This window comes from Bacillus sp. CH_70, from assembly GCF_038007045.1.
GTDB lineage: Bacteria > Bacillota > Bacilli > Bacillales > Bacillaceae_G > Bacillus_A > Bacillus_A cereus.
Genome location: NZ_JBBOWL010000001.1, coordinates 3,108,900 through 3,135,562, shown reverse-complemented (window position 1 = coordinate 3,135,562; position 26,663 = coordinate 3,108,900). Strand labels below are relative to the sequence as shown.

Here is a 26,663-nt window from a genome sequence, read left to right as displayed (position 1 = left end):
AAATCGTTGATATATTGTAAGTTGCGATAGATATATTTGAAAAATCGCTCATATAAATTCATATACTAAGATATAGAACAAAAAAATAGAGCTACTATACAAGGCCATTCACGTGTTATAATGCGTGAATTAAATATGCGTATATAAATAGTTTCCTAGCGTGATGCGATGTCATGTATGATTAGTGTAACAACTAGAGGTGAATAAAGAATGTTAAAGTTTTTATTTGAGTTAGACAAGAATCTCCCGCAGAAGGATGAGCCACGGTATGATGCTTATTCAAAGGGCTTTATCGAAGGAGATGTAACGATTTGCGCGAGTGACAGCGTATTTTTTCAAAAATCATGTATGAAGGTTGCAGAGCTGGGCATTTATTTAGGACAGTGGATGGAACAAGTGCAACATGGGCAGAACGTGCCTATGAAATATGAAACGGCTGACCGTGAAGAGGTAATTCTTGGTTTCTTCTATGAAGAGGATCATAACCAATGGAATGTTTTTTCCAGCTGGCAAGAATTTGAACTTCAAGAGCTTATATCTACTACAACATTAATAGAGAGCGTTCAACGCTATTTATATGAGTTAAATAAGGAACTGCGCGTGATAGAATATCCTGTGACGTTTGATCAGTACTTAAGAGGAGAGCGAATGATGCAGCTTTCTTACAAACGACTGTGTGATAGCAAAGCAGATACGACACCGATAGAGGTTTATAATGGAAGTGAGCAAGTAGGTGTAGTAAGGGGCTATTATAAAAATACGCTGATGAGAGTGCTGGATTTTATTCCGAAAATTGGTAGTAATATTATTTATGAAATAAAGGATAGTAAGGACAATATTCGCGTCATTGCAAAGGATGTAAGTAGGCAGCGCCAAAGAAGGATTTTAGTAATGTACAAAGATAATCATGATGCAGAGCATGAAATACTTGTATGTGACGGAAAGTTATTGGATGCAAATTTCTTATTTACCTTTACATATAAGGCAGAAGAATATGTTGTCCATAAAACTTCATTTGGAATGGGAAAGTTATTACGAAAGGGCTATGTAATTGCAGATTGGAATATTCGTCTTGAGGAAGATATGTATTACATTGAGATGAATGTATATGATGAAGATTACATTCAGGATCAATACTTACTATTAGGCGTATTTCATGCGGTTTTATATGGATAATCAATGAGAAATACCGTCATTCTTCTTGGAAAGAATGACGGTATTTTTTATTTATCCTCAAAAATAAAAATCTCATCAATCGTACTATGTAGTGCCTTCGCTATATCGTGAGCAAGTTGTAAGGAAGGATTGTATTTACCTTTTTCGAGATGACTAATTGTTTCACGTCGCACACTAACGCTCTTCGCTAAATCTTCTTGTGTCATGTTCAATTTTGCGCGGTATTCTTTTATCCTCGTTACGAACGCCATGGTGCATCTTCCATTTCATCAACAGGTTTATCATAAAAGAACATAGAAAAACCGAACGTAAGAATGAGTGTGCCGAAAATAAGAGCGATATCAATTTCTTGTAGCGCCGGGTTTGGAAATAACATTTCAATAAATATAATGATAGCGGTAGTTAGTAATGTAACGATAAATGCATTGCGACACGATTTATTGACAATTTGTTCAAACAGTTCATCGTGTTGAACTGTTCTATACGATGTGAAAAAGGAGAAGAAACAGAACATAGTAAACAATCCTTTTTCATAAAAAAATCCGAGGAAACCGAAGAAACCGAGAAATCCTAAATATTTTATCCAAGTTGTTTTCATGATAGGTCCTCCTTACGTTGTTAGAAATAAGTCACGTTATGTTACAAATATATCACAATTGGATAGGAATGGTAATAATAGTTTTCCAGTTTGCTTCATAATAATAGTAAAAAGAGGAAATATGCTGCGAAATAAAGAGGATAATATTGTAAAATGGTTGTAAGGAGGGGGAGGAAGAAATGCTAACTTGGATCATGATCGTTGTATTACTTGTAGTGATTACTGTCATTGTGACGGTGTTAATTGGGCGGAATGGTGATGCAAATTATAGCAAAGCGACAAAGGGGAATATTAAACGATTAACAATGATTTATATTATACTAGCTGTCGTTTTAGTTGTTGGATTAGGGGTGTATATTTATTTTAAAGGTTAAATAAACTGAAAAATGTAAAAATCTTAAAATAGAAGTATGCTATAATATCAATATAGTTATTTGGTAATTAAGGAAAGGATTGGATGGAATGATTGAAATTACGAATGTGTCAAAAAGTTATAATGGGTCTACCTATGCAGTAAAAGATTTAAGTTTATCTGTACCTAGCGGCGAAATCTTTGGATTTTTAGGACCGAATGGTGCGGGTAAATCAACGACAATTAAGATGATTACTGGTATTCACGGAGTGGACAAAGGGACTATTACGATTAACGGAAAAAATATTATGGAAGAGCCGATGGAAGCGAAGAAGACGTTTGGTTATGTGCCGGATAGTCCGGATATGTTTTTACGTTTAAAAGGAATTGAATATTTAAACTTTATGGCTGATATGTATGAAGTGCCGAAAGAAGTAAGACAAGAACGAATAGAGTCTTTAGCGAAGAAGTTTGATCTTTATAATGCATTATCTGATCAAATTCAAAGTTATTCGCACGGTATGAGACAAAAAATCGTTATTATTGGTGTGCTCGTGCATGAGCCAGATGTATGGATTTTAGATGAACCGTTAACAGGGCTTGATCCGAAATCTGCATATATTTTAAAAGAAATGATGAGAGAACATGCGGATAAAGGAAAGATTGTATTTTTCTCTACACACGTATTAGAAGTAGCGGAAAAAATATGTGACCGGGTTGCCATTATTAATAAGGGGAATTTGCAGTTTAAAGGAAATTTAGATGAAATGAGAGATCATTTTAAATCCAATGAATCACTTGAAAAAATGTTCTTGGAGATGACCGGCAATGAGTAAAATTTGGACGTTAACGAAGGTACTATTAAAGTTAAATTACGCAGATTTTATAGCAGATAAGAAGAAGCGATGGGCGTATTTATTTTCATTTGCAGCTATTTTATTTGTTGGATTTTTAATATTTGGTTCGATGACGCACGGAATGTATGAAGGTCTGAAACAATTAGGGCAAGGGCCGGGAATGATTATTGCAATGGGACTTGCGATTGCGAGTATATGGGTATTTTTAATGAGTATAACGAACATTTTAACTGTATTTTACTACAGCAATGATATTGAAATGTTACTGCCGTTACCATTAAAACCAGCGCAAATTATTTCGGCAAAATTTTTAACGGTATTAATTACACAATACGTAATGAGTTCATTTATTTTATTACCAATCTTCATTACGTACGGTTTAAAAAGTGGCGCATTTATTACATATTACATATATATGATTTTTATTTACTTACTCTTCCCAATCGTGCCGTTAGTATTAGCTTCGTTACTGATGACAATTATTATGAGGTATACAAATATAGCGAAAAATAAAGATCGAGGAAATATATTTATTGGAATCGTAAGTATATTATTTATTGTAGGAATTAACGTATTTATGCAGTGGAGAAATAAAAGTGCGTTTTCTGGAGATGGGGCTGCGGAATACCTTGTAAATAATCAATCTTCTCTTTTAGTACAAATGACAAATTATTTTCCAACTACATATTTTGGAGCAGTGGCATTAGTAGAAAATGCAAATTGGAAGGGACCTTTATATGTAATAATCTTTGCAGTTATTTCATTTGTCTTCTTTGTGTTGTTTTATTACATAGCAGAGCGTACATATTTAAAAGGGGTTATTGGACTTTCAACGAGTACAGCAAAGAAACAAGTTATTTCGGCGGAAGGTTTACAGAAATCAACAGTACAAAGTTCGCATTTAAAAGCGTATGTGAAAAAAGAATTTAAAACGTTATTCCGTACACCACAATTTTTCTTAAATTGCATTGTACAAACTTTCGTTATGCCAATTATGTTGTTCTTTATTTTATTTGTGCAAGATGGAAATTTAAAGTTTATTACAGAGTATATTAACAATCCAGAGACAACGGGATTTGCAATAGGTGTTGGCCTTTGTGCATCGTTATTTTTAATGGGGAGTAACGTCATTGCAACAACGTCATTTTCGCGAGATGGAAACTCTTGGTTTGTGAATCGTTATTTACCAGTAAAGGCTGCGGATATCTTTTTTGCGAAAGCAATCACTGCTTGGTTAATTAATGTAATCATTTTAGCAGTATTCGGTATTACGATGGCAGTTGTAGCTGGGATTTCTCCAGTCTTTATGATACTGTGGTTTTTACTAAGTGCGAACGGGTTACTGTTAATTAATTTAATTGGAACACGCTGGGACGCACAAACTGCAGATATTCATTGGGATACAGAGCAGAAATTATTTAAAAGTCGATATACAACTTTATGGAATTTTTTAGCTAATATTTTAATAGCTTTAATTATTGTGGGGGGAGTAAGTGTATTATACTTCTTCCTTCATGTCGGACTGTGGGTTATGTTTATCGTTTTATTTGTAATGTTTACGATTGTAAATTATATCTTTATTAAAATGTTAAAATTAGGTGCTGAACGTATACTGTCAAATATTCAATAAGAAGATAGATCCTCTGTATTCATGCAGGGGATCTGTGTATAGATGGAGGAGAAAAAGGTGAAGAAAATAGCAATTGTAACAGGGGCAACTCGTCTGAATGGAATTGGTGCAGCTGTATGCAAGGTGCTTGCTCAAAAGGGGATAGACATTTTTTTCACGTACTGGCCAAAGTATGATAAAGCGATGCCATGGGGAATGAGTGATCAAGAACCCTTTTTGCTGAAAAAGGAAATTGAAAGTTACGATGTTCGATGTGAAATGGCAGAAATCAATTTATCGCAGTCTTATTCGCCAAATCGTTTGTTTTATATAGTATCAGAACGGTTAGGTGATCCATCTATTCTAGTTAATAATGCAGTATATTCTACTCATACGAGAATTGAGGAATTAGATGTAGAGCAGTTGGATAAACATTATACAGTTAATGTTCGGGCTACTATGCTATTAAGTTCATTGTTTATAAAACATTATTCACTTAAAACGGGCGGGAGTATTATTAATCTTACTTCAGGACAGTCAGTAGGTCCAATGCCAGATGAACTAGCATATGCAGCAACGAAAGGGGCAATTGAAGCATTTACAAAGTCAGTAGCACCAGTTGCGATGGAGAAGGGGATTACAGTGAATGCTGTAGATCCAGGACCGACGAATACAGGATGGATTACAGAGGAGCTGAAGCATCATTTAGTATGGAAGTTCCCGCAAGGTAAAGTAGGAGAACCGGTGGATGCTGCGCGCTTAATTTCTTTTTTAGTAAGTGAAGAAGCGAAATGGGTTACTGGGCAAGTCATTCACTCGAATGGTGGTTATTCATAAAAATATTATGTTAACAAATGTTGAGAAACAAAAAACGAAAGAAAATTTTATTTTTTTGTATAAATAAAATGTCAAGAAAGATAAAAATTTGATAGAAGAGTATATCGTCATATGAAGATAGTAATTCTTAATGTGACAATATACTCTTTTTCTTTTACTTGCAAGTAGAAAAATGAAGTAGAAGAAACTCGAATATTAAAATGAGTTTATCAGTTTTTGTACGTATTATTATGAAGATTACTGTCGGAAAGATGATAATTCGTATGAAAAGGGATTTTTTAAGGGGGAATCGAATCGTAAAGGGGAGGATAAATTATGTAAAACATAGGGGGATTTATATGAAAATGAAAAAGGTCGCTATCGCATCGATAACAATTGGTACAATGCTTACTATGGCAGCTTGTAGTCCTTCAGCAGATAAAGAAACGGAAAAGAAAGAGCAAGTAACTGCGCAAAATGATGGAGAAGCAAAAACGACAAGTGCAGATGAAGCGTCAAAAACAACGAAAGATACTGAAAAAGAAACAAATACTTCTTCAAATGAAAAAACAGATAAGGAGGCAAAAAATACGAAAGAATCATCAGGGACAGAAAGTAACGGCAAAACGTCAACTCAAAACGAAAATGTAAAAACAAAAGAAAAAGAGACGACAGGAAAAACGAATGATCAAACGACTAGCGGGAAAACAACAGATCAAAGCACAAGTACAAACAATAACGGAAAGACAACGAAAGATCCGAAGAAAAGTGTTGCTGTGAAAACGAATGTTAAAGAAGTTGTAGCATTAATTGATAGCTTGGACAAGCAGTTAGCTGCTAATCCGAAATTGGAAACAGTGAATAAGCTTGGCAAACAAATTAATGAAAAGTGGGATGTGATTGAAAAAGAGCTAGAGGCATCACATCCGACGGATTCTAAAACAATCGGTCAAAGTATGTATCCGTTAATTGTAGGAGCGGAGAAAGAAAAAATCGATATTAATAAAATGAAATCTTTAACGACGAAAACGAAAAAAGATTTAAATCAGTTATTGACGAAACTTTCGTAGTTTCAAAAGCCTACTCGTGTGAGTAGGCCTTTTTTGGTTGTTGTAATGTGCACAGTATAACTTATTTATTTTCATTTTCAATTACGATGCGAAAAGAACTGAATGCTTGTTGACTGATATAATCTTCTTCGCTAACTTTATAAGGAAATGGAAAAGCGACGAGTTGAAAATTACTTTCCTGATCCACTGAAGGCAATATGAAATTAAAGATTTGCCTCGTTTCAGGTGCAACTTTAGTATAAACGACTTTTCTATTGTTAAATACTTCAACTTGTTTCCAATCTTTAAAAGCCACGATTGCGTAAGTCATTTCATCATTCGTTTCATTACCGTTTGATAAGGTTAATTGCTTGCCTTCCTTTTCAAAGAAGACAGTTTGTAAGTTCTCTTCACGGTTCGTAACAAATAATGGTTCGTAAAGACCATCTTTTAAAATAGCATCTGGATCTATATGGGAGAGTTTTATTTTTTCGCTTTCTTTCTGAGGAGGATGCATTGAGTATCGCATACTTAGAATATCTTCTAAAATGGCTGCTTTATTTAAGTTATTATCTTTTAATTTGTATTCAGGTTTTTTAATTATTAAAAAGGTTAATTCACTTGCATTAGGAGAAGTGTGTAAAGAGATTTTCGTAGTCATTGAACTGTTGGGCTTCATATCGAAAAAATAGTGTGATATTTCATTAGTAGTATCTTCTATTTTAAAAGGTTTTTGTTCGTAATCTTCTAGAACAATCAATCCATATTTTCGGTTTTCGTTAATAGTATGTACGAATGATAATGATACATTAATTTTATTATCCTCACTAGTAATTGTGCTACCGTTGTTAATATGTTGGCCTTGATTATCCTTCAATCCGTAAGAAATAGTATTGGTTTGTTGCTCTCTCTTATTTTCTTTAGAAGGTGGATGAGGTTGTATGATTGAAGTATTGAACAAAATATAAATTGTAAGTAATGAAATGAGTAAAACACCGATAATAATATATATTTGTTTCATAAATAGCACCTCAATATATGTAAAGTATTAGAGAAAAAAGATATGCAAGATGCATATCTTTTTTCTCTTTCTTACCAGAAGGCTTTTGTTTCGTGATTCACATCATTATAACCACTTAATTTATAGGTATGATTACCGATAGCGTAATCATCTCCATAATAAATGCTTGTGTTGGTCGCTGTAGCACTTACAAAGGATGATTTTTTTGCACTATTACTTTTCGTATTTACTAATGAGCCATCGCCATTGAAAGTTCTTGCTTTTGCATAAACATAGTCTTCGGTCGTAGTTGATTTCGATTTCGCAACTGCATATGGGTTACCAAAAAAGGGAGTATATACGCTAATGTTAGAGTCATTCTTAGGTGCAGCTGCAACAGTCAAACTAGGAACACTAGATGTTTTTGTTGATTGAATTGTATCAAAGTCAACTAAAACGGGCTGCTTGTCTACAGTATCGACCTCTGAAGCACTTGCGTTATTAGTAATACCAAAACCTAAAACCGCTAACCCTAAAGTTGTCACCGATAAAGATTTTTTCATATTCACTAATTTTCCCACCTTTTTAAATTTTTGAGTTCGAACTCAATTCATACAATATATGAAAATTTCGAAACTCTCAATGGTTTATCCCATACTTAACTTTTCTTTTACTTTCGATTCAACATGTCTTCATTTGCAAAAAAGCGAATATATCTTCTAATGCTTAGCCAGCAAGGGATACAGGTTTAACTTTATGAAATTCGTGTAAATTTAAATCTATTTATGTCATTATCTCTGTTATTTTCAAGTTCATATGGGAAACTTATTAAAAAAAGGATGGTGACAAAAATGACAATCGATCGAATTTGTACAATTGGACCCGCAAGTAATAATAAAGAAACGTTAGCACAGTTAATAAAGAATGGTATGAAAATTGTTCGACTGAATTTATCGCATGGCACGCATGAAAGTCATAAAGACATCATTCGTTTAGTGAAATCATTAGATGACTCTATTAAATTTTTGGGTGATGTACAAGGTCCTAAAATAAGATTAGGTGAAGTGAAGGGAGAGCAAATTACACTTCAGGCAGGAGATTCTTTTATTTTACATACACAACCAGTTACAGGGAGTAATACAGAAGCAAGCGTTGATTATGAAGGAATTGCGAATGATGTGAAAGTAGGCAGTAGAATTTTAATTAATGATGGAGAAGTTGAATTAATTGTTGAAAAGATAAGTACGGATAAAATAGAAACGAAGGTAAAAACAGGTGGCAATATCTCATCTCATAAAGGAGTTAATTTACCAGATGCGGCTGTTCGTTTACCAGCTATTACAGAGAAAGATAAAAAAGATATTCAGTTTCTTTTAGAAGAGAATGTTGATTTTATCGCGTGTTCTTTCGTAAGAAAACCTAGTCATATAAAAGAAATACGAGATTTTATACAACAGTATAAAGAAACGTCACCTAATGTAATTGCAAAAATAGAAACGATGGAAGCAATCGAGAATTTTCAAGATATATGTAAAGAAGCAGATGGAATTATGATTGCAAGGGGCGATTTAGGAGTAGAGTTACCGTATCAATGCATTCCGCTTTTACAGAAAATGATGATTCAGGAATGTAATCGAACGAATACATATGTCATTACAGCAACACAAATGCTTCAATCTATGGTAGATCATTCTATTCCAACAAGAGCAGAGGTGACTGATGTGTTTCAAGCTGTACTGGACGGGACGAATGCAGTTATGCTTTCAGCTGAAAGTGCATCAGGAGAACATCCAATCGAAAGTGTGAGAACATTACGTCTCGTTTCAGAATTTGCAGAGCATGTTAAAAAAGATGGACCTTTTGCGATGAAAGATGTACTGGAGTTACTGCATAAATCACTGAATGAGTGATGAATAAAAAAAAGAGGGTGGATATGCATCCCCCCTCGTGTTTACTCTTGTTCTTGTTCATCTAAAATCTTATCAAAAGCAGCAGATACTTTATCAAACTCTTCATCATTTTCAATGTATGAAAACTCATTATCTTCTTCTACTTTTAAAAAGAAAATATCAATGTCTTCCTCAGTTTCTGTTTGGATATCTTCAACAAAGGCAACTGCAATATATTCTGCACCTTCGACATCCATTGCTCCAAGTACTTCTACTTCCTGATCCTCATTATTCTCATCGCTAAGTGTAAACACTTCGCCAACTTCAATATCAGACATATTCATTCTCCTCCTGTTCGACTCTAAAAATAGAGCACTCAAACTGTATACATACTAACATATCTTTCCATGAAAAACCAAATTCATACGTAAGAAAACAATTGATTCTTCTTTAGTATGAGTATACAGCTATTAGGAGCATTATTTGTCTGTGCTATATTACTTAATCCATTCAACAATTGTATCCATAGTCTGTCTTGTTTTATCACGCTTTGGCTCTTCTTTACGGTAACCAAAGGCAACCATAACTGATACTTCAAGATTATCGCCTTGTATAATGCCTTCTTGACGAAGTAAAGAATCTACTTCCTCTTTATCAAATCCTTCTATTGGACAAGAATCAATACCGATTTGAGCTGCACTCGTCATCATATTACCTAAAGCAATATAAGTTTGTTTAGATGCCCAATCAAATACAGCACGATCGGATTGTAATAAGTTAAAATCTGTTTCCTGGAACTTTTTGAAGAATTCATATCTAATTTTTTGAGTGTCTTCAGGCAATCCAATAATATCGTTCATCATATATTTAATATACTCTGCATCATAATGCATATCTTTAATGTTTCTTGAAAGAACAATAACAAAATGACTAGCTGTTGCAAGTTGCCCACCAGCGCCCCATGAATACGGTTGTAGTTTTTCTCTTAATTCTTTATTTTGTACGACAATAAATTTCCAAGGCTCATATCCAAAAGAAGAAGGAGATAATCTGCCTGTTTCTAAAATGAATTTGAAATCCTCTTCTGAAATTTTGTGCATAGGATCGAATTCTTTACATGCATGTCTGAAATGAAAAGCCTCCATAATTTTTTCTTTTGTAATTTCTTTTGTATTTGTCATAAAAGTTCCTCTTTTCATGAATTTATTTTTGTAAGTAAATTATATTTTTAAAGTAACATAGATACAAGTACGCACATTTATGTGGTATAGTATCAAAAAAGATACTAATGTTAAGAGAAGGGATTTATTATGGATTGTCCAAACGAAAATAATATAAATTACCCATTTTTAAATAAATATTCTTGTCCAGTTGAAGCTATGGTTGAGGTGATTGGAGGGAAATGGAAAGGGGTAATTTTGTATCATTTATTAGATGGTACAAAGCGGTTTAATGAATTAAAAAGATTAAAACCAAATATCACACAAAGAATGTTAACACTGCAGCTGAGAGAACTTGAAGCAGATGGCATCATACATCGCGAAGTATACCGTGAAGTGCCGCCAAAAGTAGAATATTCATTAACTGAGCTTGGTGAATCTCTTCGTCCAATGATTTTATTAATGATGGAGTGGGCAACTCATAATATGGAGAAGGTTTTGGAGAGTAGGAATACGAAAGATAATAATTAAGAGTTGAAATTGGTATAGATGAGATATGTGAAATAGTTGTAGAAATAAAAGGTGTTTCCATACGTGAAAACACCTTTTATTTCTATATTTTTACTTTTTAACTTCAACTGCTGAAGTTGGAAAGTTATTTAAGTTTGCAATTTGACCATACCAATCAGCATGTTTAAAAACAACACCTTTTCCATATCCTTCAGTTGAAGTACGTTCCCATAGTGTTGTTGAATAGCTAGCGGTAGGGGATGCTGTACGTACAGAAACAATTTGATTTTGCCAACTAGCAGACAAGTTTTTATAACCGCTACTTACAGAAAAATACTCGCTACCTTGATTTGTGCGTTTATAGAAGTCTGTACTACCAGGTCCGCTTCCTCCAACACCAAGGGGAGTGATTGAATTATTCAACCTTTGTTTATCTTTTTCAATAAAAGCCTCTAAACTTTCTTTGCTCGAAAATCCATAAGATAACCAGTCACCATTTTGATTTTGTTTCGGTAGAACTAACGTTATTTTTACGTCTTCCTTTAATGGAGCACTCAATTTGTTAAACGAATCAACAGTCTTTTCATCTACAGTTACATATTCGAAAGAGGAAATCGTATAATCTTTTTCGGTACTAGCCGATACTAATCCCATTCCTCCAGTTAACGACGAAACAGTTAATAATGCACCTGCTACCAACTTTTTCAGCATGGATTCATCTCCTTAAAACTTAGATTTTTTACATAACTAAAATGTATGTTAATTTGAATACATTATAAATATTTAGAAATTTATAAAAATTAAACAGAATATTCTTTTATTAGTCTTGAGTAAGGAAAGTAATTAAAAATGAAAAAAAGGTTTACTTAAAAAGTAAATCCTTTTTGCCGACCTATCTCAAAACTCTATGGATTAAAGTTTCATTTTATCCATCTATGAATCATACACTTCTTTTGCATTCATAGAAACAGCATCTAATAAAAGAAAAACGGCTGCTATAATATGTAGAAGGATTTCTATATAAGGAAAGAAGGCAACTAGAGTAACGATAATACCTATATAATGAGCGTACGTATTCATCCCTGCTTTTTTAGCTAATAAAATAGTAGTGATATGTAAAGCAATCAATAGTAGTAAAGGTAATCCATCTAGGTTAACAAGACTTGGAAATAAATAATAACAAGGAATTAATAAAAGATGATAGATTCCTGTGATCCACTTTAGTGCTTGTATGTAAGTTTTCAAAGTGAACCCTCCTAAAATAATCCATATCTATATATTACCAAAAATAATAGGTGATTGGATATTAAATACTTGTGGTTTTTAGTTGAATATAGTCTTTTTATGTAAACTAATTGTTTCTTGTTCTATAAAATAGAAAAACCACCCAAACGAGGGTGGTTCGTATTATAAATAACTACTTAAAGAAGAAAGGGAGACCTTCACCTCACTACCTTCCTTCATATTTCGCAGCATAACGGTTTCTGTACTAAGTTCGTCTTCACCAATGATAAGCACATAAGGGATATTCTCTTTATTGGCATAATTAAGGGCACGTTTTAATTTGCGTCCTGCTAGTTCAAGTTCAACTTTTAAGGAAGTGGTAGAACGTAATTGCTGGGCAATTTGTAAGCATTGTAATTCTGTTCCGAGTGGGATGATAAATAGATCCGCTGTAGATGATAATGTTTCTTTCTGCGAAAGTGCTGTATAAATAACGTCTAAACCGAATGAAATACCGACTGTTGGATAGTTCATATTATCATCACGGAATGCTCCGATAATGTTATCGTAACGGCCGCCACTACCTATGCTAGATGTAATTGAGCCATCTTTTAGGAAGATTTCATATACAGTCCCTGTATACATTGTGAGTCCTCTTGCTAAAAACGGATTGAATATCGTATTTTCATTTATTCCGAGAGCGATTAAATATTGCTGTAATTGTTGTAATTCGTTTACGCCATCGGCAACGAGTTGGTTATTGAAAGCTTCTTTAAAGTTAGCAATTGTAAGCTTTAGACAAGATAATACAGTATTACATATTGTATCAGCCATTTCTTCAGAAATTCCGCGCTCTAATACATCTTTTCGTACACCATCAATCCCAATCTTTTCGATTTTGTCTAATGATAAAATGACGTCACTCGTTAGTTCAGTAGGGATGTTAATGGACTCGAGAATACCGTTTAATAATTTTCGGTTATTATATTGAATCGTTACTTCTAAGTTTAACGTTCGGAATAGTTCAAACGCCATGCTCATAAGATCAGCTTCTGCCATGACGGATTCTACACCGACTATATCAACGTCGCATTGTATAAATTCACGGAATCTCCCTTGTTTAATTGGCCCATCTCGAAATACTTTCCCAATTTCATAACGTTTAAAAGGGAGGCGAATATTCGGATTCATCGCCACGACTTTTGCGAATGGAATGGTTAAATCGTATCGTAAGGCAAGGTCGCGTTTTCCTTGATCCTTTAGCGTATATATTTCTTTTAATATTTCATCGCCACCGCCGTACTTGTAAGACATAAGCTCATACATATTTAACGTTGGTGTCTCTAACGGTTTGCATCCGTATCGTTCAAACGTATCTTCACAAGCCCTTTTAATTTTATTTCGCAGCACTTGCTCCTCTGGTAAATAGTCTTTCGTGCCTTTTACATTTTTCATTTCCATTGTAATCACTCCTTTTTTAAATTAAAAAAAGCTATGCAGGTATAAAAATACCCACATAGCTTTATGAACGCTTCGTGGGTCAACAGGAAAAGCCCTGTACCCACGAAGAAAAATTTTTCTTCGGATACACGGCGTTACGTATGATGATGAAGTTGGAAAGAAGTATTAAAATTTCGCATTACAAATCTCTCCTTAACATAAGTTTTTCCAAATTATATCAGATGATTTTTGAATTATCAATATTTTTAGTTTTGAAATATACGTGAAGTTATGTAGGAGAAATGGAAAAGGGTGTATAATAAAACTTAATAATATGAAATAACCTTTTAAGGAGAACGTTATGAAAAAAGATAAAACAAATGCGATGCGAATATTAGATAAAGAAAAAATTGAATATTCGATGATGTCATATGATCCAGACGATGGGAAAATTGATGGCGTATCAGTAGCCGAGAAAATTGGACGAGAAGTGAGAGAAGTATATAAAACGTTAATCGCTCAAGGGAATAGTAAAAATTATCATGTGTTTATTATTCCGGTAGATGAGGAACTAAATTTAAAAGCTGCCGCAAAAGCAGTAAGTGAAAAGAAGATTGAAATGATTGCTGTGAAAGATATTACGAAAGTGTCAGGATATATTCGTGGTGGTTGTTCACCAGTCGGAATGAAGAAGTTATTTTCTACATGTATTGATGAAAGTGCCCAATCACTTGAAACGATGATAGTAAGTGGCGGGAAAATTGGTATACAAATTGAGCTTAAAGTAGATGACTTGGCGAAAGTGACGAGAGCGCAGTTTGGAGAGGTAACGAAGTAAATATACATAGGAAAAGAAGTTCTTGTTTTATTAAATTTAGATAAAGATTTATAGGATAATTAGTCCATTATGAGGACGGATTATCCTTTTTTCTTGCTACTGATCATGAGACGTTATGTTAACCGAGTGTGTATACAATATTCAACCGAAAACAAACAACATATCAACTCTATAAAATGGTAAAATAGGGAAAAGGGCATTCTGAATAATACCTTTAGAAACCACTATTTATCACATAGGGGTTTTCAAAAAAGTAAAGGGGGGGGATAAATGAAATATATTAATGGATTGTACATAGCACTTATATTGATGATGTTCATTAATTTACTTAATTTCACAATTTTTGATAATAAATACTCAGGGATAACAATGTATCTTTCTTCCGTTATATTCATAATTGGGAGCGCATTTTTTGGAAGTGCAAAACGGCTTAAAATGAGTGAGAAAAAATAAACCTTTTAGGAGGTTATAATCATTAATGAAACAACAAGAACAAGTAATCTTTCGTGAGGTTCAGCGATCCCCAATTTGGGTATGGATACTCATATTAGGGATCTCCATGCTGATGTGGTATGGATTTATTCAACAAATTATTCTTGATATCCCGTTTGGAGATAAACCAGCTTCTAATGGTGTCTTAATTGTTATGTGGTTGTTGTTCGGGATTGCCTTTCCTGTATTAATGCTTGGAGTATTGAAACTGATTATTGAGGTCCGTGAAAAAGGTCTTTATGTCCGCTTTGTTCCTTTTCATTTTCAATATAAGCAGTACCTTTTCAAAGATATACATCATTATGAATGCATTACTTACAGTCCAATAAAACGATTTGGAGGATGGGGAATTCGTTTTAACCTTAAGAATGAAAAAGCCTATAACATGAATGGAAATAAAGGTATAGAGTTAAAGTTGCAATATAACACAGTAGTAATCGGCACTCAAAAATCAGATGAATTAAAAAAAGCACTGGACTCAGTACAAAAAGTATAATGAAAATTAAACTTTAACAAACGGGCACAATTCAACAATTTCTACTAGGTATACCTACTTTAAAAACAACTTAAATTTACTTCCAATATCGAAAATTATGTAAATAAGCTGTTCACTGGATTCCCATAGAAAACTGTGATGAGATGAAATGTTTGATTTTGAAGCACTTCAAAATCTTAGCTAGATGGCTATGTAGCGGTACCAACATTAAAAAGGCAGGAACATATCAAATATGTTCCTGCCTTTGATTTTAGACAGATGTTTCCTAACAGTTGATTTTGTAAATGAAAGTCGAATTTAAATCCATATTTTGTGTGAAATATAAAACATATAATAAAAGTATGAGGTGATACAGTGAGAGAGATTCATATTCATAAAATCATTGCGAATAAGAGAAAAGAAAAGGGAATTACGCAGGAAGAGTTAGCGGCGTATATCGGTATTACGAAGGCATCTGTTTCCAAATGGGAGACGGGGCAGAGTTATCCGGATATTACATTTTTACCACTATTAGCATCATACTTTAACATTAGTATAGATGAACTAATTAGTTATACACCGCAAATGAAACAGGAAGATATTAAAAATTTATATCATAGACTCGCAGAAGCTTTTAGTGAAAAACCGTTTGATGAAGTGATGATAGAGTGCAGAGGAATAATCAAAAAATATTATTCTTGTTTTCCGTTATTACTTCAAATGGGACTACTTTTTATTAATCACCATATGTTAACGGAGGATACGGATAAAAGAATTGAAATGTTAGAAGAGGCAATGAATCTCTTTAGCAGAGTGCAGGAAGAAAGTGACGATGTTTCTCTTGTGAAAGAGGCGGCATCGTTTCAAGCAACTTGCTATCTTATACTCAATAGACCAAATGAGGTGCTTCAATTACTTGGCGAAACGATACGTCCTAACTTTCCAGAGGAAGATCTAATCGCACAGGCGTATCAAATGCTTGGAAATACTGAGAAGGCAAATGAAGTGATGCAAATTAGTATGTATCAACATTTAATACAACTCGTTGGGACAATACCGAATTATGTAGTAGTAAATGCTTCAAGCGCTGAAAAAGTAGAGGTAATTTTAAATAGAGCTTTTATGTTAATAGATATATATGAATTAGAAACGTTACATCCCAATATGACTTTAAAAGTATACTATGCTGCTGCACAAGTATATTGCATGCAAGGGAATTTTGAAGGTTCATTAGAAATGCTAGGGAAATATGCAGCGGTTTGTACGAATAGCTTCACAGTAAATAGCCTGCATTTACACGGCGATTCCTATTTTGATGCGATTGATGGATGGTTTGCAGAATTTCCACTTGGTGCTAAAACAGTTAGAAATGAAGAGATTATAAAGCGAAGCATGCTACAAAGCATTGCAGAGAACCCGGTTTTCGTTCCGATGAAAGATGTAAGAGAGTACAAAAATATAATAGCGAGTTTGAAATTCAAATTAGATATAACGGAATAGAAGGAGGATTAATATAATGATCTTTGATGAATATGAAGTAGCGGTAAAAAGTGAATTAACTTTGCAAGGTACGATTACAAAGCCAAAAGCTGGTGGGAAGTATGCTGCTGTTGTAATTATCGCTGGATCTGGAGAAGTTGATCGTGATGGAACGATAGTACCGCTAAAGCTTGAGTCGAACATATATAAAGATTTAGCACATGTATTGGCGAGGCTTGGAGTAGTGACGCTCCGTTTCGATAAGCGCGGAGTAGGAAAGAGTAACGGAGAAATTCTGAAGACTGGAATGTGGGATTTAGTTAGTGATATAGAGGCCATGATAACGTATTTAAAAGAACAACCATTTGTTGATCCAAAAAATATCATTTTAGCTGGTCATAGTGAAGGGTGTATGTTAGCCACTGTAGTAAACGCAAGAACACCAGTTAATGGACTCATACTTATTACAGGAGCTGCAGAATCATTAGAAGAAGCTACAAAAAGACAAAGAGAAATTGCTTATAAAGAACTAAAAGAGCAGAAAGGAATAAAAGGAAAACTAATGCGTCTTCTTAATGTAGAGAAACGCGGAGAAAAACAGATGGAAAAAATAAAAGAGAAAATGATGAACACAGAAAAAGATACGATTAAAGTTGGTTTTAAACCGATGAATGCAAAGTGGTTTAGAGAGCATTTTCAGCATGACATCTATAAAGACTTACAACAAGTAACATGTCCAGTACTAGCTATTGCTGGTGATAAAGATATTCAGGCTGACCCTGAAAGAGCGAAGCGGATCGGTGAGTATGTGAAGGGTGATTCTGAAGTACGTGTAGTAAAAAATATGGATCATAGTTTAAAAAGTTTTGAAGGTGAATTTAAAGCATTAGAGTTTAAAAAGAATTATGAAGAAGGGGCAGGAAAGCCACTTCATCCAGAGTTGGAAGAAATAATTGTGAATTGGATGGAAGTACATTTTATCCCGGGCAGTAAGGCTTTTACATCAAAATTAGGTGAGGAAGTTGGGAAAGAAAGAAACTGCTTGTAAAAGATTGGTTGTTGAGTGGGAATCTAGTTTAGTATATAAATTTTTTTAATGAAAAAATCTGTTAAGAGATAGGTTTTTTATCCGATTTTCATTTAAAAACGAACATTTTGAGTTATTTAATCGAAAATGTTCACTTTTTTCTTGCGCATATACTAGTAGTTTGTTATATTATCCATATAATAATTTTGAATAACATCACTCGTATATACTCGGTAATATGGTCCGAGCGTTTCTACCTAGTTCCCAATGAAAGAACTGGACTACGGGTTAAAGTATTCGGGCGCTCTATGTAATGTGCGCTACCGATTTATAATTTTGCATGTGCTTAATTAACTTTGACTACCGTAGTTCTAGAAAGTAGAGATTCTTCTACAATTTCTAGAACTTTTTTTGTTTGGACCAAAAGCATCGAGTATAGAAAACAACAAGAGAAAGAGGAGATTATTTATGAAGAAGAATACGTTGAAAAAATGTGCTGCCTTAGTAACTACTGTTGCATTGTCATTCTCGATACTTGCGGGATGTGATGCGAGTCCGAAACAAGTTGAGGCAAAAAGCAATCAAAAACCAATCTTAATTCAAGGGCCAATGCCGATAGAAGCAGAAAAGTTTGCGAAAAGGCTAAAAAATGTGAAAGAAGAAAAGTCTGGAACTTTTGTATTTTATAAAGGAACTGTCGACAATTATCCTGTAATCGTTGCGAAAACAGGTAAAGGAATGGAGAATACAGCAGCTGCTACAGCGGTGGCTATTGAAAAATATAAACCTACAGCAATTATTAACCAAGGAACATCAGGTGGACATGATCCAAATTTAAATGTATTTGATATTGTGTTAGGAAAACAAGTTGCAAATATAGGTTCATTAAAAACGACCAATATGGATGAGAACAAAGGAATTGAGCCGACAAAATGGATATCTATGGACTTAATGGCTTCTGAAGGAAGTGCAGGAGAAGATCCAAATGCTGAGAAAATCCGATACTACGAAGGAGATAAGGAATTACTTGCAGCGGCTCATGCAGTGAAAGATAAATATACAAAAGGTAAAGTAGTTGAAGGTACGATTGGTTCAGCAGACGTTTGGAATAATGAAGTTGATAGAATTAAGTGGTTCCATACAAAATACGGTACATCTGTAGAAGAAATGGAAGGAGCTGCTGCAGCTCAAATCGCAAAAGCTTATGACGTCCCGTTTTTAGGGATTCGAGTATTATCTAATAATAAAACAAACGGTGGGAAATACAACCCAAATACAGCAGCGGCAAATCAAGAATATGTATATGAAGTAGTTAAAAAATATATAGGTTCAATGCAAAGTAAATAGTAGTAGTTCTGTTCCAACATAAACGTCAAGTAACTGTAAATGTTTTCGAGACGGATAAACTTGTCTTAGGAATGGTAGTTGAAAAAGAAAAGCTTGTTTCTTATAGAAAATATAAGAAACAAGCTTTTTTATTTAAAATAAATTGGTAATTAAACTATAACATCAATATATAACGTTGAATATCATAATAATATAATGGAGGTGATGTTATATGGCTCTTACTACAGGACCAATTGAAAACGTAGGAAATCAACCTGCTAATGCAAATAGAGTTAGGGTAAAAATCCTTAACCGTACTGCGGGCCCACTTACTGGAGTAGCTAGAGTTTTTAGACTTGACGGTTCATTAGTATTAATTGAACAGGTAAACTTCAATGTAAATTCTAATGCTTCTACTTTTGCAACTCTAAGTTTAGTTCATCCTGCTCTTGGACAAGCATTTGAATATGAAGTTCAAATTGTTCCTAATCAACCTGGTGGACTATATAGTGTTTATGGACTAACAGCTGACAGTATTATCATTACTGCACAACGTATTGTGAACTCAGAATTGACACAGTTTCTTTAATTAAAATAGATTGGTGCCTACATGGTATCCAATCTATTTTTGTACGTATTATTCAGAGAAAGAAAGGTTTTACACAAAAATAAAGACAGTTATGGAAAAGGAAAAGTCGAGCTATCATCTTGATTTTTATCCCGCTATTTGCCGGGCAGTAAGACCACCACCTCAAAATTCAGCGGAAGCAAAGAAGTTAGGTGAGGGAGGAACGAAATCCCACTGATTAAAGTTTCACTTTATCTGTTTTGTGGCACAGTTTTCTTTGAATGCTTTTTATTCAAACTGTTTTTTTAAGTATTTATCAAATATGCATTATTGCATAAATTAATTTAAATTTATAAGTTAATATTAAACTACTTTTTAATTGTAAAGAATATTTTAATAATCTTTACGGGAGAAGGATATTTCTTGTGAAAAGTAAAATTGTTTGGAAAGTAGATAAACAAAAAGTTTGGAAATGATATAAACTCAATAGAGTTTTGTATTAAATAAAAAGAAAAGGGTGGGTATGGGTTTCTAAAAGTTTTGGGGGGAGAAAGCATTTTTTAGTGAATAGCTTTAAATTATATTTTAAAGGGGAATGGGTATATGAAGTTTCGAAATACAAAGATTGCTATGATTACACTATCTTCATTTTTTATTTTAGGTTCTGCATCTCTATCATTCACAGATACTATACACGGTGAAGTGGTTCCAGCATCAGCACAGGAGATTATTGTAAAAAATTATGACGATACATATTATAATAACGCAATAGGAAAAACGGGGTTAGAATTAAAGAAGGAACTGCATAATATTATTGATAATCATACAAAGTTATCATACAGTGCGGTTTGGGAAGCGTTAAGAGATACTGATGAAGATCCAAATAATAAAAATAATGTGATACTCTTATATACTGGTCGTTCGCAAGGGAAACTTACGAATGGATCAGGAGTAAATAACTGGAACCGAGAGCATGTTTGGGCAAAATCTCACGGTGACTTTGGAACGACTGCAGGACCTGGAACAGATCTACATCATTTAAGAGCGACGGATGTATCTGTAAATAGTTCACGTGGAAATCTAGATTTTGATAACGGTGGTGTAAATCATTCTGAAGCGACAGAATGTAAATATGATAGTGATTCTTGGGAACCTCGTGATAGTGTAAAAGGAGATATTGCTAGAATGCTGTTTTATATGGCTGTTCGTTACGAGGGGGACAACGGCGAAATAGATTTAGAACTAAATGAAAAAGTGAATAACAACAAAGATCCATACATGGGGAAACTATCTGTTTTATTAAAATGGAATGAACAAGACCCGGTCGATGATTTAGAGCGAAAGCGTAATGAAGTGATTTTTACAAAATATCAACATAACCGCAATCCTTTTATTGATCATCCAGAATGGGTAAATAAAATCTGGAACTAAGATTTTTAAAGGTATTATATTTTGATAAAAGGGATTGATCATAATGATCAATCCTTTCTTATATTTTTACTAGAATAAATGATTTTTATAGAATTGAAGAGGAGAATAGGATAGATATTTTATCAAGTTAAGTATATATGGGTATTTTAGTACGGCCCCCACTCAATATTCACCCCAACAATAAGAAAAACAAGTCCAATGATAAACCAAATGAGTGCAAGTGGAGCCATGAAACGAATCCATTTTCCATAAGAAATGCCGCTTGCTGCGAGAACGCCCATTAAAACACCGGAAGTTGGATTTAAGCAGTTTACTACACCTTCTCCGAGCATAACAGCCTGTACTGTAACTTGGCGTGTAATGTGCATGAAATCAGCTAATGGAGCTAATATCGGAATAAAAATAACCGATTCTCCTGTCCCGGATGAAATAAGGAAATGTAATGCAGCACTACTTACGTACATACCGAGAACGCCAAATACAGGGCTTTGTCCTTCAAGAGACTGTGCGAGCTGGTTAACGATAGTATCAAGTAATTTGCCTTGTTCTAAAATGACTGAAATACAGCGAGCCATTCCGACAATTAAAGCACCATAGATAAGGTTTTGGCAGCCAGTTAGAAAAGTAGAAGCGATATCGTTTGCTTTCATGCCACCTATTATTCCGGCTGTAATTGCTATGAAAATAAAAGTAGCGGTCATTTCTGCGTCCGTCCAATGCAGACGAAAAGCGCCTATTAAAAATGCAATTAATGATAAAGCTGAAACGAGTAAAATTAATTTATGACGTATCGTCCAAGGAACTTCTTTTTTCTCTGTTTCTTTTTCGCTTGAAAGAGCGTTACTTGGAAACCAGTTGTCGCCAAGAATGCTTCCTTTATTCGATTTTTTCAAGCGTTTTACATACCAATTAATATAAAGGATAGTGGCAAGTAAAAAAGATATATAGATAGCTGTGCGTAAACCAATCCCCGAAAACATCGGAAGTTCTGCAATCTTTTGTGAAATGCCTAAAGGTGAAGGGGATAAAATAGTAGCATTAAAACCAGCATAGGTGCCTAAATAAATAATTGCTACACCGACGATAGCGTCCCATTTTAACGTGCGTGCAACGATGATACCGATGGGGATAAAACCGATAACTGAGTTAACGATAATACCAGTCGTTCCAAGAATAGAAAAGAGCGCAGCAACTATACAAATGAAAAGTAATTGCTGATTCCGAAATTTGTTAATAACATGATAGATTAAGCCGTCAAGAGCACCTGTTTTTTCAAGAATTGCAATAGCTCCACCTGTAAATAAAATTAGAAAGATAATAGGAGCAGCAAGTGTCATTCCTTTTTCAATAGCGGTAAAAAAAGAAACAAATCCTACGGGTGATTGCGGAACAGAATGGTAGCTACCTGGTATTGTCGTTGTAACGGTCCCGTTTGTAACCCTTTTAAATTCTCCAGCAGGAACGAAGTACGTAGCAATGGCGCAAAGTAAGGCAATAAAAAATAGTAGTACGTACGCATCAGGCATTTTAAACTTTTGTTTACTAGGTTGTTTTTTTGCCTCAGTTTGTATTTGCATAAAATCCCTCCTTCTTCACTTTGTTAATTTTTAATATTCTGAATTTAATCTGTGAAATAGATTATAATAAAGGTAGCTTCTTAAGGCAATAGTTTTTGTATCCTTTTCCCGCACATACAAATTATTGCAATATTAGACAGGGAAACGATAATAAGCCAAGAATATGTTATGTAGAAAGAAAAAGGAAAAGAGGGAACAAGATGTGGAAAACTACTGATTTATGTGATGAATTTGAAAAGGAATTACAAATATGTCGACAGTCTTTTCGGTCTTTTGGGAAGAAAGAACAATTCTACGGAAAAATTGCAACTGTAAAAGTGAAAGATGATAATGTACTAGTGAAGGAAGGATTGCAAACATTACCAGAAGGAACAGTATTAGTTGTTGATGGCGGAGCGTCTACGAATTGTGCGTTACTCGGTGATAATTTGGCAGCTATTGCGGAAGAAAGAAAGCTAGCAGGAATTATTGTGAATGGGTATGTTCGTGATTCTAGTGAACTAAAGAATATTAATATTGGTATTTTAGCATTAGGAACGATGCCAAATAGAAGTGTGAAAGAAGGAAAAGGAGAACGAAATATTTCATTGCACTTTGGACAAGTAGAATGGAATCCAAATGAATATGTCTATGCGGATGAAGATGGCGTCATTATTAGTGAAAAGAGTTTACATAGTTAAGAGTTAATAAGTTATTATTCTTAGAAAATAAATCCGATAAAGCATGGACAAAATTCTTTGTCAATAGTAAAATAATACAGAAATTTAAAATTTACAGAATGTATAGGTTTATCGTTTTACGATAACTTAAATGGAAGTAAGTTGTGCCAAGAAAAGTGAATGTTATCACAATGATACGTTCATAAACAAAATTATTTTTCCTATACAAATATAGCCGCGAATAATGCGGGTAGGAGGTGTTGTACATTTTTGTTCGACACTTACAAAAAGAGAGTGTCAATCGCACGCCCTTGAAGGGCCTTTTTTTGTGTAAATGGTAGTAAGGGAGGAAATTTTGGGATGGCAATGTTGAAAAAATGGCTGCTTACGTCTTTAATGGCAGTGACACTTGTATTTGTTTCTTTTGCGAATACAGTACATATTACGTTTGCTGAAGGAAATACAGCAAAACTTGCAATTATTGGGGAATCACAAAAAGGCATTATGTTATGTCCGAAAGAAGAGCAAATTAAAGATGGGGAAACAGCTTTAAGTTTGCTGCAAAAGGTCATGGGGGACAAAGTAGAATCTGAAACGATGTCGTTTGGAACATATGTAAAAGGCATCGATGGTTTAATGGCCGGAGCTACAAGTGGTTGGACATACGATGTAAATGATACATCTGCACAAGTTGGGGCAGATAGTTATAAATTAGAGTCTGGTGATGTGGTTGTATTCCGTTTTGTTTCAGACTGGAGCAATATGAGCCAGGAAACATTGAAAGAAACGTTAGATAAGTTCGGAACGTGTAAAACAGAAGAACCTAACGGTGGCAAACCAGAAGAACCAAAGACGGATGATCCAAAACAAGAAAAACCAGAAGAACCGAAGACGGATGATCCAAAACAAGAAAAACCAGAAGAACCAAAGACGAATGATCCAAAACAAGAAAAACCAGAAGAACCAAAGACGGATGGTTCAAAACAAGAAAAACCAGATGGTACAAAAACAAATGATGAAAAACCAGAACAACCAAAGCAAGAGAACATTCAAGATCCAAGTGCACAATTAAACGAAGCCATTTCTAAAACATCAGACAAGATGTTACAAGATGGAATTGAAAGTGATTGGGTAGCTGTAGCGCTTTCTCGTTCTGGAAAGAATGTGCCAATTGAGGCAAAATTAAATTATGTTAAGTCAGTAACTGAAAAAGTAGAAAAGCGCATTAATCGTTTTTCAGCGACAGATTTAGCTAGAACAATTATTATGATGAATGCAATGAGTGCAGACCCTAAAAATGTAGGTGGACATAATTTAGTTCAAAAATTGTATGAGTCAGATAAAGTGAATTCTGTTACAGGTTATGCATTTGCTTTACTTGCATTTGATACGAAGAAGTATGAGATTCCAGTTGAATCAAAATGGAACAGAGTTGCTCTAGTGGAAGCACTGTTAAATAATCAGCATACAGACGGTGGATGGACTTATAATAGTTCAGGTAGTAAAGATAGTGCTAGTAGCGTTGATGTAACAGGTATGGTTTTATCAGCATTAGCTCCTTATCAAGAGCGATCAGATGTGAAACCAGCTATACAAAAAGCTGTTGCGTATTTATATAACGAACAGCTGCAAAATGGCGGTTTTTCAGCTGATGGACAAGAAAATTCAAATAGTACTGCGCAAGCAATTATTGGATTATCGCTTGTTAAAGATGTAGATCAAGATCGTCTTCATAAGGCAATGCAAAACCTATTATCATATCAACTTTCAAACGGTGAATTTAAATGGTTACCAAGTGATCAAAATGGTAACGGAATGGCTACAGAACAGGCTCTTTTAGCATTACTTCAATTTAAGGAAATGGGAAAATCTATTTATGATTGGTCTAATGTAGACGCTGGTGATGTAATTAAGCCAAAACCGATTGAAGAGCCAGAAAAGGTCGTTGAACCAGAAAATAATGTAGTAGAAAAAGAAGTTACTGAAGAACCGAAAGAACAAAAACAAGTACAACAAGAAACAAAAGATGAAAATCTAAAAGTAGTTGTAGATAACGAACCGGTTAAGAATAAAAAAATCGGAAACGGTAACAGTCTACCAAAAACAGGAGCATCTTCTCATAGTGCAGCAACAGAAGTAGGTATGGGTGTATTATGTATTGCTTCTGCATATGTATTATGGAGACGTAAAGCAGCTTAACAAAAAATTAGGAGCAATTATTTGCTCCTAATTTTCGTATGAAAGGTGAGAGATAGGATGAGTAAGGTGAAATGGTTCATTTCTTTACTGCTTTCGCTTGGGCTACTTGCCGGATGTGAAGAGGCAGCTGTAAAGCCTGAGAAGAAGGTAGAACCGAAGCAAGAAGAGGTAGCGAAACAAGAAGAACAAAAAGATGAAGCGAAGCCGGAAGAAAAAACAGAAGAAAAGCAAGCTGAATCAGAGCAAAAGCAGCAAGAAGAGCAGAAAGAGAAACAAGAACAAAAAGTAGAAGAGAAGCCGAAAGAGGAAAAGCCGCAGGCACAACCAGAGGTAAAGAAAGAAGAGAAACAACAGGAACAACCGAAAGAACAGCCGGCTGTAAATAAGCAACCAGAGCAGCAACAAGCACAAGAAGAGAAACAACAACCGAAAGCACCAGAAGTAAAAGAAGAAGCAAAGGTTGTGAATCAGCCGAAAGAAACACCGAAGCAGGAGCAAAAGAAAAAGTCAGAGGAGAACAATAGTGTACCAGCTCCACCAACACCGGTACCACCACCAAATCCAGTGCCACCACCAGTACCACCAGTACCTAAAGCAAAACAAGTAACAATCTCGGTAAAAGGAAATAACGGATATATAATGGGTGCGAAAAAGATGGATGTACAAGATGGCGATACTGTGTATAAAGTATTACAACGTACAGGATTAGATGTTGATGCAAGCGGATCTAGAGATAGTATTTATGTAAAAGGTATTAATGATTTATATGAAAAAGATATTGCGGATACTAGTGGATGGAAATATCGTGTGAACGGTGCTTTTCCAAACCATAGTGCTGGTGTAGCTACGGTAAAACCAGGAGATACAATTGAGTGGGTATACGTATTACAATAAGAAAGGCATTCGGTAAAG

General features: G+C 34.4%; 29 protein-coding genes and 1 riboswitch. Of the genes, 19 read left to right on the top strand and 10 right to left on the bottom strand.

Translation table 11 applies throughout. The features are described 5' to 3' along the window. Positions 1 to 210 precede the first annotated feature (210 nt). Positions 211 to 1,176 carry a tubby C-terminal domain-like protein gene (locus N2V79_RS15900; RefSeq protein WP_340720060.1) on the top strand — a complete coding sequence of 322 codons (966 nt, stop codon included), beginning with the start codon at positions 211 to 213 and terminating at the stop codon, positions 1,174 to 1,176. Positions 1,177 to 1,223: 47 nt separating this feature from the next. Here the strand turns inward: N2V79_RS15900 and N2V79_RS15895 are convergent, their stop codons facing one another. Next, entirely contained in the window at positions 1,224 to 1,427 is a 204-nt protein-coding gene (locus N2V79_RS15895) for a helix-turn-helix transcriptional regulator (RefSeq protein WP_078400306.1), read from the bottom strand. Beyond that, entirely contained in the window at positions 1,415 to 1,774 is a 360-nt protein-coding gene (locus N2V79_RS15890; protein ID WP_000859208.1) for a DUF3796 domain-containing protein, read from the bottom strand. The genes N2V79_RS15895 and N2V79_RS15890 overlap by 13 nt, the downstream gene beginning before the upstream one ends. 179 nt (positions 1,775 to 1,953) lie before the next feature. Between N2V79_RS15890 and N2V79_RS15885 the strand changes: the two genes are divergently transcribed. From N2V79_RS15885 to N2V79_RS15865, 5 genes are all read left to right on the top strand, one after another. Continuing rightward, complete coding sequence (locus N2V79_RS15885; protein ID WP_340720059.1) at positions 1,954 to 2,148, top strand: hypothetical protein; 195 nt, start codon at positions 1,954 to 1,956, stop codon at positions 2,146 to 2,148. An 88-nt stretch (positions 2,149 to 2,236) separates the two neighbouring features. After that, positions 2,237 to 2,962: an ABC transporter ATP-binding protein gene (locus N2V79_RS15880; protein ID WP_000570204.1), complete on the top strand. Its 726-nt coding sequence runs from the start codon at positions 2,237 to 2,239 to the stop codon at positions 2,960 to 2,962. Then, positions 2,955 to 4,613: a putative ABC transporter permease subunit gene (locus N2V79_RS15875; RefSeq protein ID WP_090977564.1), complete on the top strand. Its 1,659-nt coding sequence runs from the start codon at positions 2,955 to 2,957 to the stop codon at positions 4,611 to 4,613. The genes N2V79_RS15880 and N2V79_RS15875 overlap by 8 nt, the downstream gene beginning before the upstream one ends. Positions 4,614 to 4,670: 57 nt before the next feature. After that, positions 4,671 to 5,429, top strand: coding sequence for an SDR family oxidoreductase (locus N2V79_RS15870; protein WP_340720058.1), 759 nt, complete (start codon positions 4,671 to 4,673; stop codon positions 5,427 to 5,429). A 338-nt stretch (positions 5,430 to 5,767) separates the two neighbouring features. After that, entirely contained in the window at positions 5,768 to 6,478 is a 711-nt protein-coding gene (locus N2V79_RS15865; RefSeq protein WP_340720057.1) for a hypothetical protein, read from the top strand. A 61-nt stretch (positions 6,479 to 6,539) separates the two neighbouring features. Here the strand turns inward: N2V79_RS15865 and N2V79_RS15860 are convergent, their stop codons facing one another. Both N2V79_RS15860 and N2V79_RS15855 read right to left on the bottom strand, forming a co-directional pair. Then, a complete protein-coding gene (locus N2V79_RS15860) occupies positions 6,540 to 7,478 on the bottom strand; it encodes a hypothetical protein (RefSeq protein ID WP_340720056.1) in 939 nt (312 codons plus the stop codon). 71 nt (positions 7,479 to 7,549) lie between these two features. Then, positions 7,550 to 8,026: a XoxI protein gene (locus N2V79_RS15855; protein WP_069355958.1), complete on the bottom strand. Its 477-nt coding sequence runs from the start codon at positions 8,024 to 8,026 to the stop codon at positions 7,550 to 7,552. 282 nt (positions 8,027 to 8,308) lie between these two features. On the opposite strand from N2V79_RS15855, the gene N2V79_RS15850 reads away from it, so the two are divergent. Continuing rightward, positions 8,309 to 9,367, top strand: coding sequence for a pyruvate kinase (locus tag N2V79_RS15850; RefSeq protein WP_000151078.1), 1,059 nt, complete (start codon positions 8,309 to 8,311; stop codon positions 9,365 to 9,367). Between the two features lie 41 nt (positions 9,368 to 9,408). Here the strand turns inward: N2V79_RS15850 and N2V79_RS15845 are convergent, their stop codons facing one another. Both N2V79_RS15845 and N2V79_RS15840 read right to left on the bottom strand, forming a co-directional pair. Then, positions 9,409 to 9,690, bottom strand: coding sequence for a DUF1292 domain-containing protein (locus tag N2V79_RS15845; RefSeq protein WP_003271045.1), 282 nt, complete (start codon positions 9,688 to 9,690; stop codon positions 9,409 to 9,411). A gap of 153 nt (positions 9,691 to 9,843) precedes the next feature. Next, complete coding sequence (locus N2V79_RS15840; RefSeq protein ID WP_000185606.1) at positions 9,844 to 10,527, bottom strand: NAD(P)H-dependent oxidoreductase; 684 nt, start codon at positions 10,525 to 10,527, stop codon at positions 9,844 to 9,846. A 129-nt stretch (positions 10,528 to 10,656) separates the two neighbouring features. Here N2V79_RS15840 and N2V79_RS15835 point away from each other — a divergent pair, with 129 nt between their 5' ends. After that, positions 10,657 to 11,037 (top strand): winged helix-turn-helix transcriptional regulator, encoded by a 381-nt coding sequence (locus N2V79_RS15835; protein WP_071731050.1) that lies wholly within the window; start codon positions 10,657 to 10,659, stop codon positions 11,035 to 11,037. 90 nt (positions 11,038 to 11,127) lie between these two features. Here the strand turns inward: N2V79_RS15835 and N2V79_RS15830 are convergent, their stop codons facing one another. The 3 genes from N2V79_RS15830 to N2V79_RS15820 form a co-directional block, all read right to left on the bottom strand. Then, positions 11,128 to 11,727, bottom strand: coding sequence for a hypothetical protein (locus N2V79_RS15830; RefSeq protein WP_023522519.1), 600 nt, complete (start codon positions 11,725 to 11,727; stop codon positions 11,128 to 11,130). 222 nt (positions 11,728 to 11,949) lie between these two features. Beyond that, positions 11,950 to 12,261, bottom strand: a complete 312-nt coding sequence (locus N2V79_RS15825) for a hypothetical protein (protein WP_340720054.1) — start codon at positions 12,259 to 12,261, stop codon at positions 11,950 to 11,952. Positions 12,262 to 12,423: 162 nt separating this feature from the next. After that, positions 12,424 to 13,701 (bottom strand): histidine--tRNA ligase, encoded by a 1,278-nt coding sequence (locus tag N2V79_RS15820; protein WP_340720053.1) that lies wholly within the window; start codon positions 13,699 to 13,701, stop codon positions 12,424 to 12,426. A 340-nt stretch (positions 13,702 to 14,041) separates the two neighbouring features. On the opposite strand from N2V79_RS15820, the gene ybaK reads away from it, so the two are divergent. From ybaK to N2V79_RS15780, 8 genes are all read left to right on the top strand, one after another. Then, positions 14,042 to 14,518 carry a Cys-tRNA(Pro) deacylase gene (gene ybaK, locus N2V79_RS15815; RefSeq protein ID WP_000710852.1) on the top strand — a complete coding sequence of 159 codons (477 nt, stop codon included), beginning with the start codon at positions 14,042 to 14,044 and terminating at the stop codon, positions 14,516 to 14,518. 270 nt (positions 14,519 to 14,788) lie between these two features. Then, entirely contained in the window at positions 14,789 to 14,971 is a 183-nt protein-coding gene (locus N2V79_RS15810; protein ID WP_000875160.1) for a hypothetical protein, read from the top strand. Positions 14,972 to 14,996: 25 nt separating this feature from the next. Continuing rightward, positions 14,997 to 15,506, top strand: coding sequence for a DUF6141 family protein (locus tag N2V79_RS15805; RefSeq protein WP_000813121.1), 510 nt, complete (start codon positions 14,997 to 14,999; stop codon positions 15,504 to 15,506). A gap of 354 nt (positions 15,507 to 15,860) precedes the next feature. After that, positions 15,861 to 16,985: a helix-turn-helix domain-containing protein gene (locus N2V79_RS15800; RefSeq protein ID WP_340720052.1), complete on the top strand. Its 1,125-nt coding sequence runs from the start codon at positions 15,861 to 15,863 to the stop codon at positions 16,983 to 16,985. Between the two features lie 16 nt (positions 16,986 to 17,001). After that, the gene (locus N2V79_RS15795) at positions 17,002 to 18,012 is read left to right on the top strand and encodes an alpha/beta hydrolase (protein WP_340720051.1); all 1,011 of its coding nucleotides are present in this window, start codon (positions 17,002 to 17,004) and stop codon (positions 18,010 to 18,012) included. 179 nt (positions 18,013 to 18,191) lie between these two features. Further along, positions 18,192 to 18,295: riboswitch (purine riboswitch) on the top strand. Positions 18,296 to 18,459: 164 nt separating this feature from the next. Further along, positions 18,460 to 19,338 carry a 5'-methylthioadenosine/S-adenosylhomocysteine nucleosidase gene (locus N2V79_RS15790; RefSeq protein WP_078400313.1) on the top strand — a complete coding sequence of 293 codons (879 nt, stop codon included), beginning with the start codon at positions 18,460 to 18,462 and terminating at the stop codon, positions 19,336 to 19,338. 211 nt (positions 19,339 to 19,549) lie between these two features. Further along, positions 19,550 to 19,906 (top strand): ATPase, encoded by a 357-nt coding sequence (locus N2V79_RS15785; protein WP_340720050.1) that lies wholly within the window; start codon positions 19,550 to 19,552, stop codon positions 19,904 to 19,906. Between the two features lie 582 nt (positions 19,907 to 20,488). Further along, complete coding sequence (locus N2V79_RS15780; protein WP_340720049.1) at positions 20,489 to 21,316, top strand: endonuclease I family protein; 828 nt, start codon at positions 20,489 to 20,491, stop codon at positions 21,314 to 21,316. 146 nt (positions 21,317 to 21,462) lie between these two features. Here N2V79_RS15780 and N2V79_RS15775 read toward each other — a convergent pair whose 3' ends face one another. Continuing rightward, positions 21,463 to 22,893, bottom strand: a complete 1,431-nt coding sequence (locus N2V79_RS15775; protein ID WP_340720048.1) for a YfcC family protein — start codon at positions 22,891 to 22,893, stop codon at positions 21,463 to 21,465. Positions 22,894 to 23,093: 200 nt separating this feature from the next. Between N2V79_RS15775 and rraA the strand changes: the two genes are divergently transcribed. From rraA to N2V79_RS15760, 3 genes are all read left to right on the top strand, one after another. Beyond that, the gene (gene rraA / locus N2V79_RS15770; RefSeq protein ID WP_000266049.1) at positions 23,094 to 23,573 is read left to right on the top strand and encodes a ribonuclease E activity regulator RraA; all 480 of its coding nucleotides are present in this window, start codon (positions 23,094 to 23,096) and stop codon (positions 23,571 to 23,573) included. Between the two features lie 339 nt (positions 23,574 to 23,912). Then, positions 23,913 to 25,751 (top strand): DUF4430 domain-containing protein, encoded by a 1,839-nt coding sequence (locus N2V79_RS15765; RefSeq protein WP_197235342.1) that lies wholly within the window; start codon positions 23,913 to 23,915, stop codon positions 25,749 to 25,751. A gap of 57 nt (positions 25,752 to 25,808) precedes the next feature. Further along, positions 25,809 to 26,645 (top strand): DUF4430 domain-containing protein, encoded by an 837-nt coding sequence (locus N2V79_RS15760; protein ID WP_048564584.1) that lies wholly within the window; start codon positions 25,809 to 25,811, stop codon positions 26,643 to 26,645. Positions 26,646 to 26,663 lie beyond the last annotated feature (18 nt).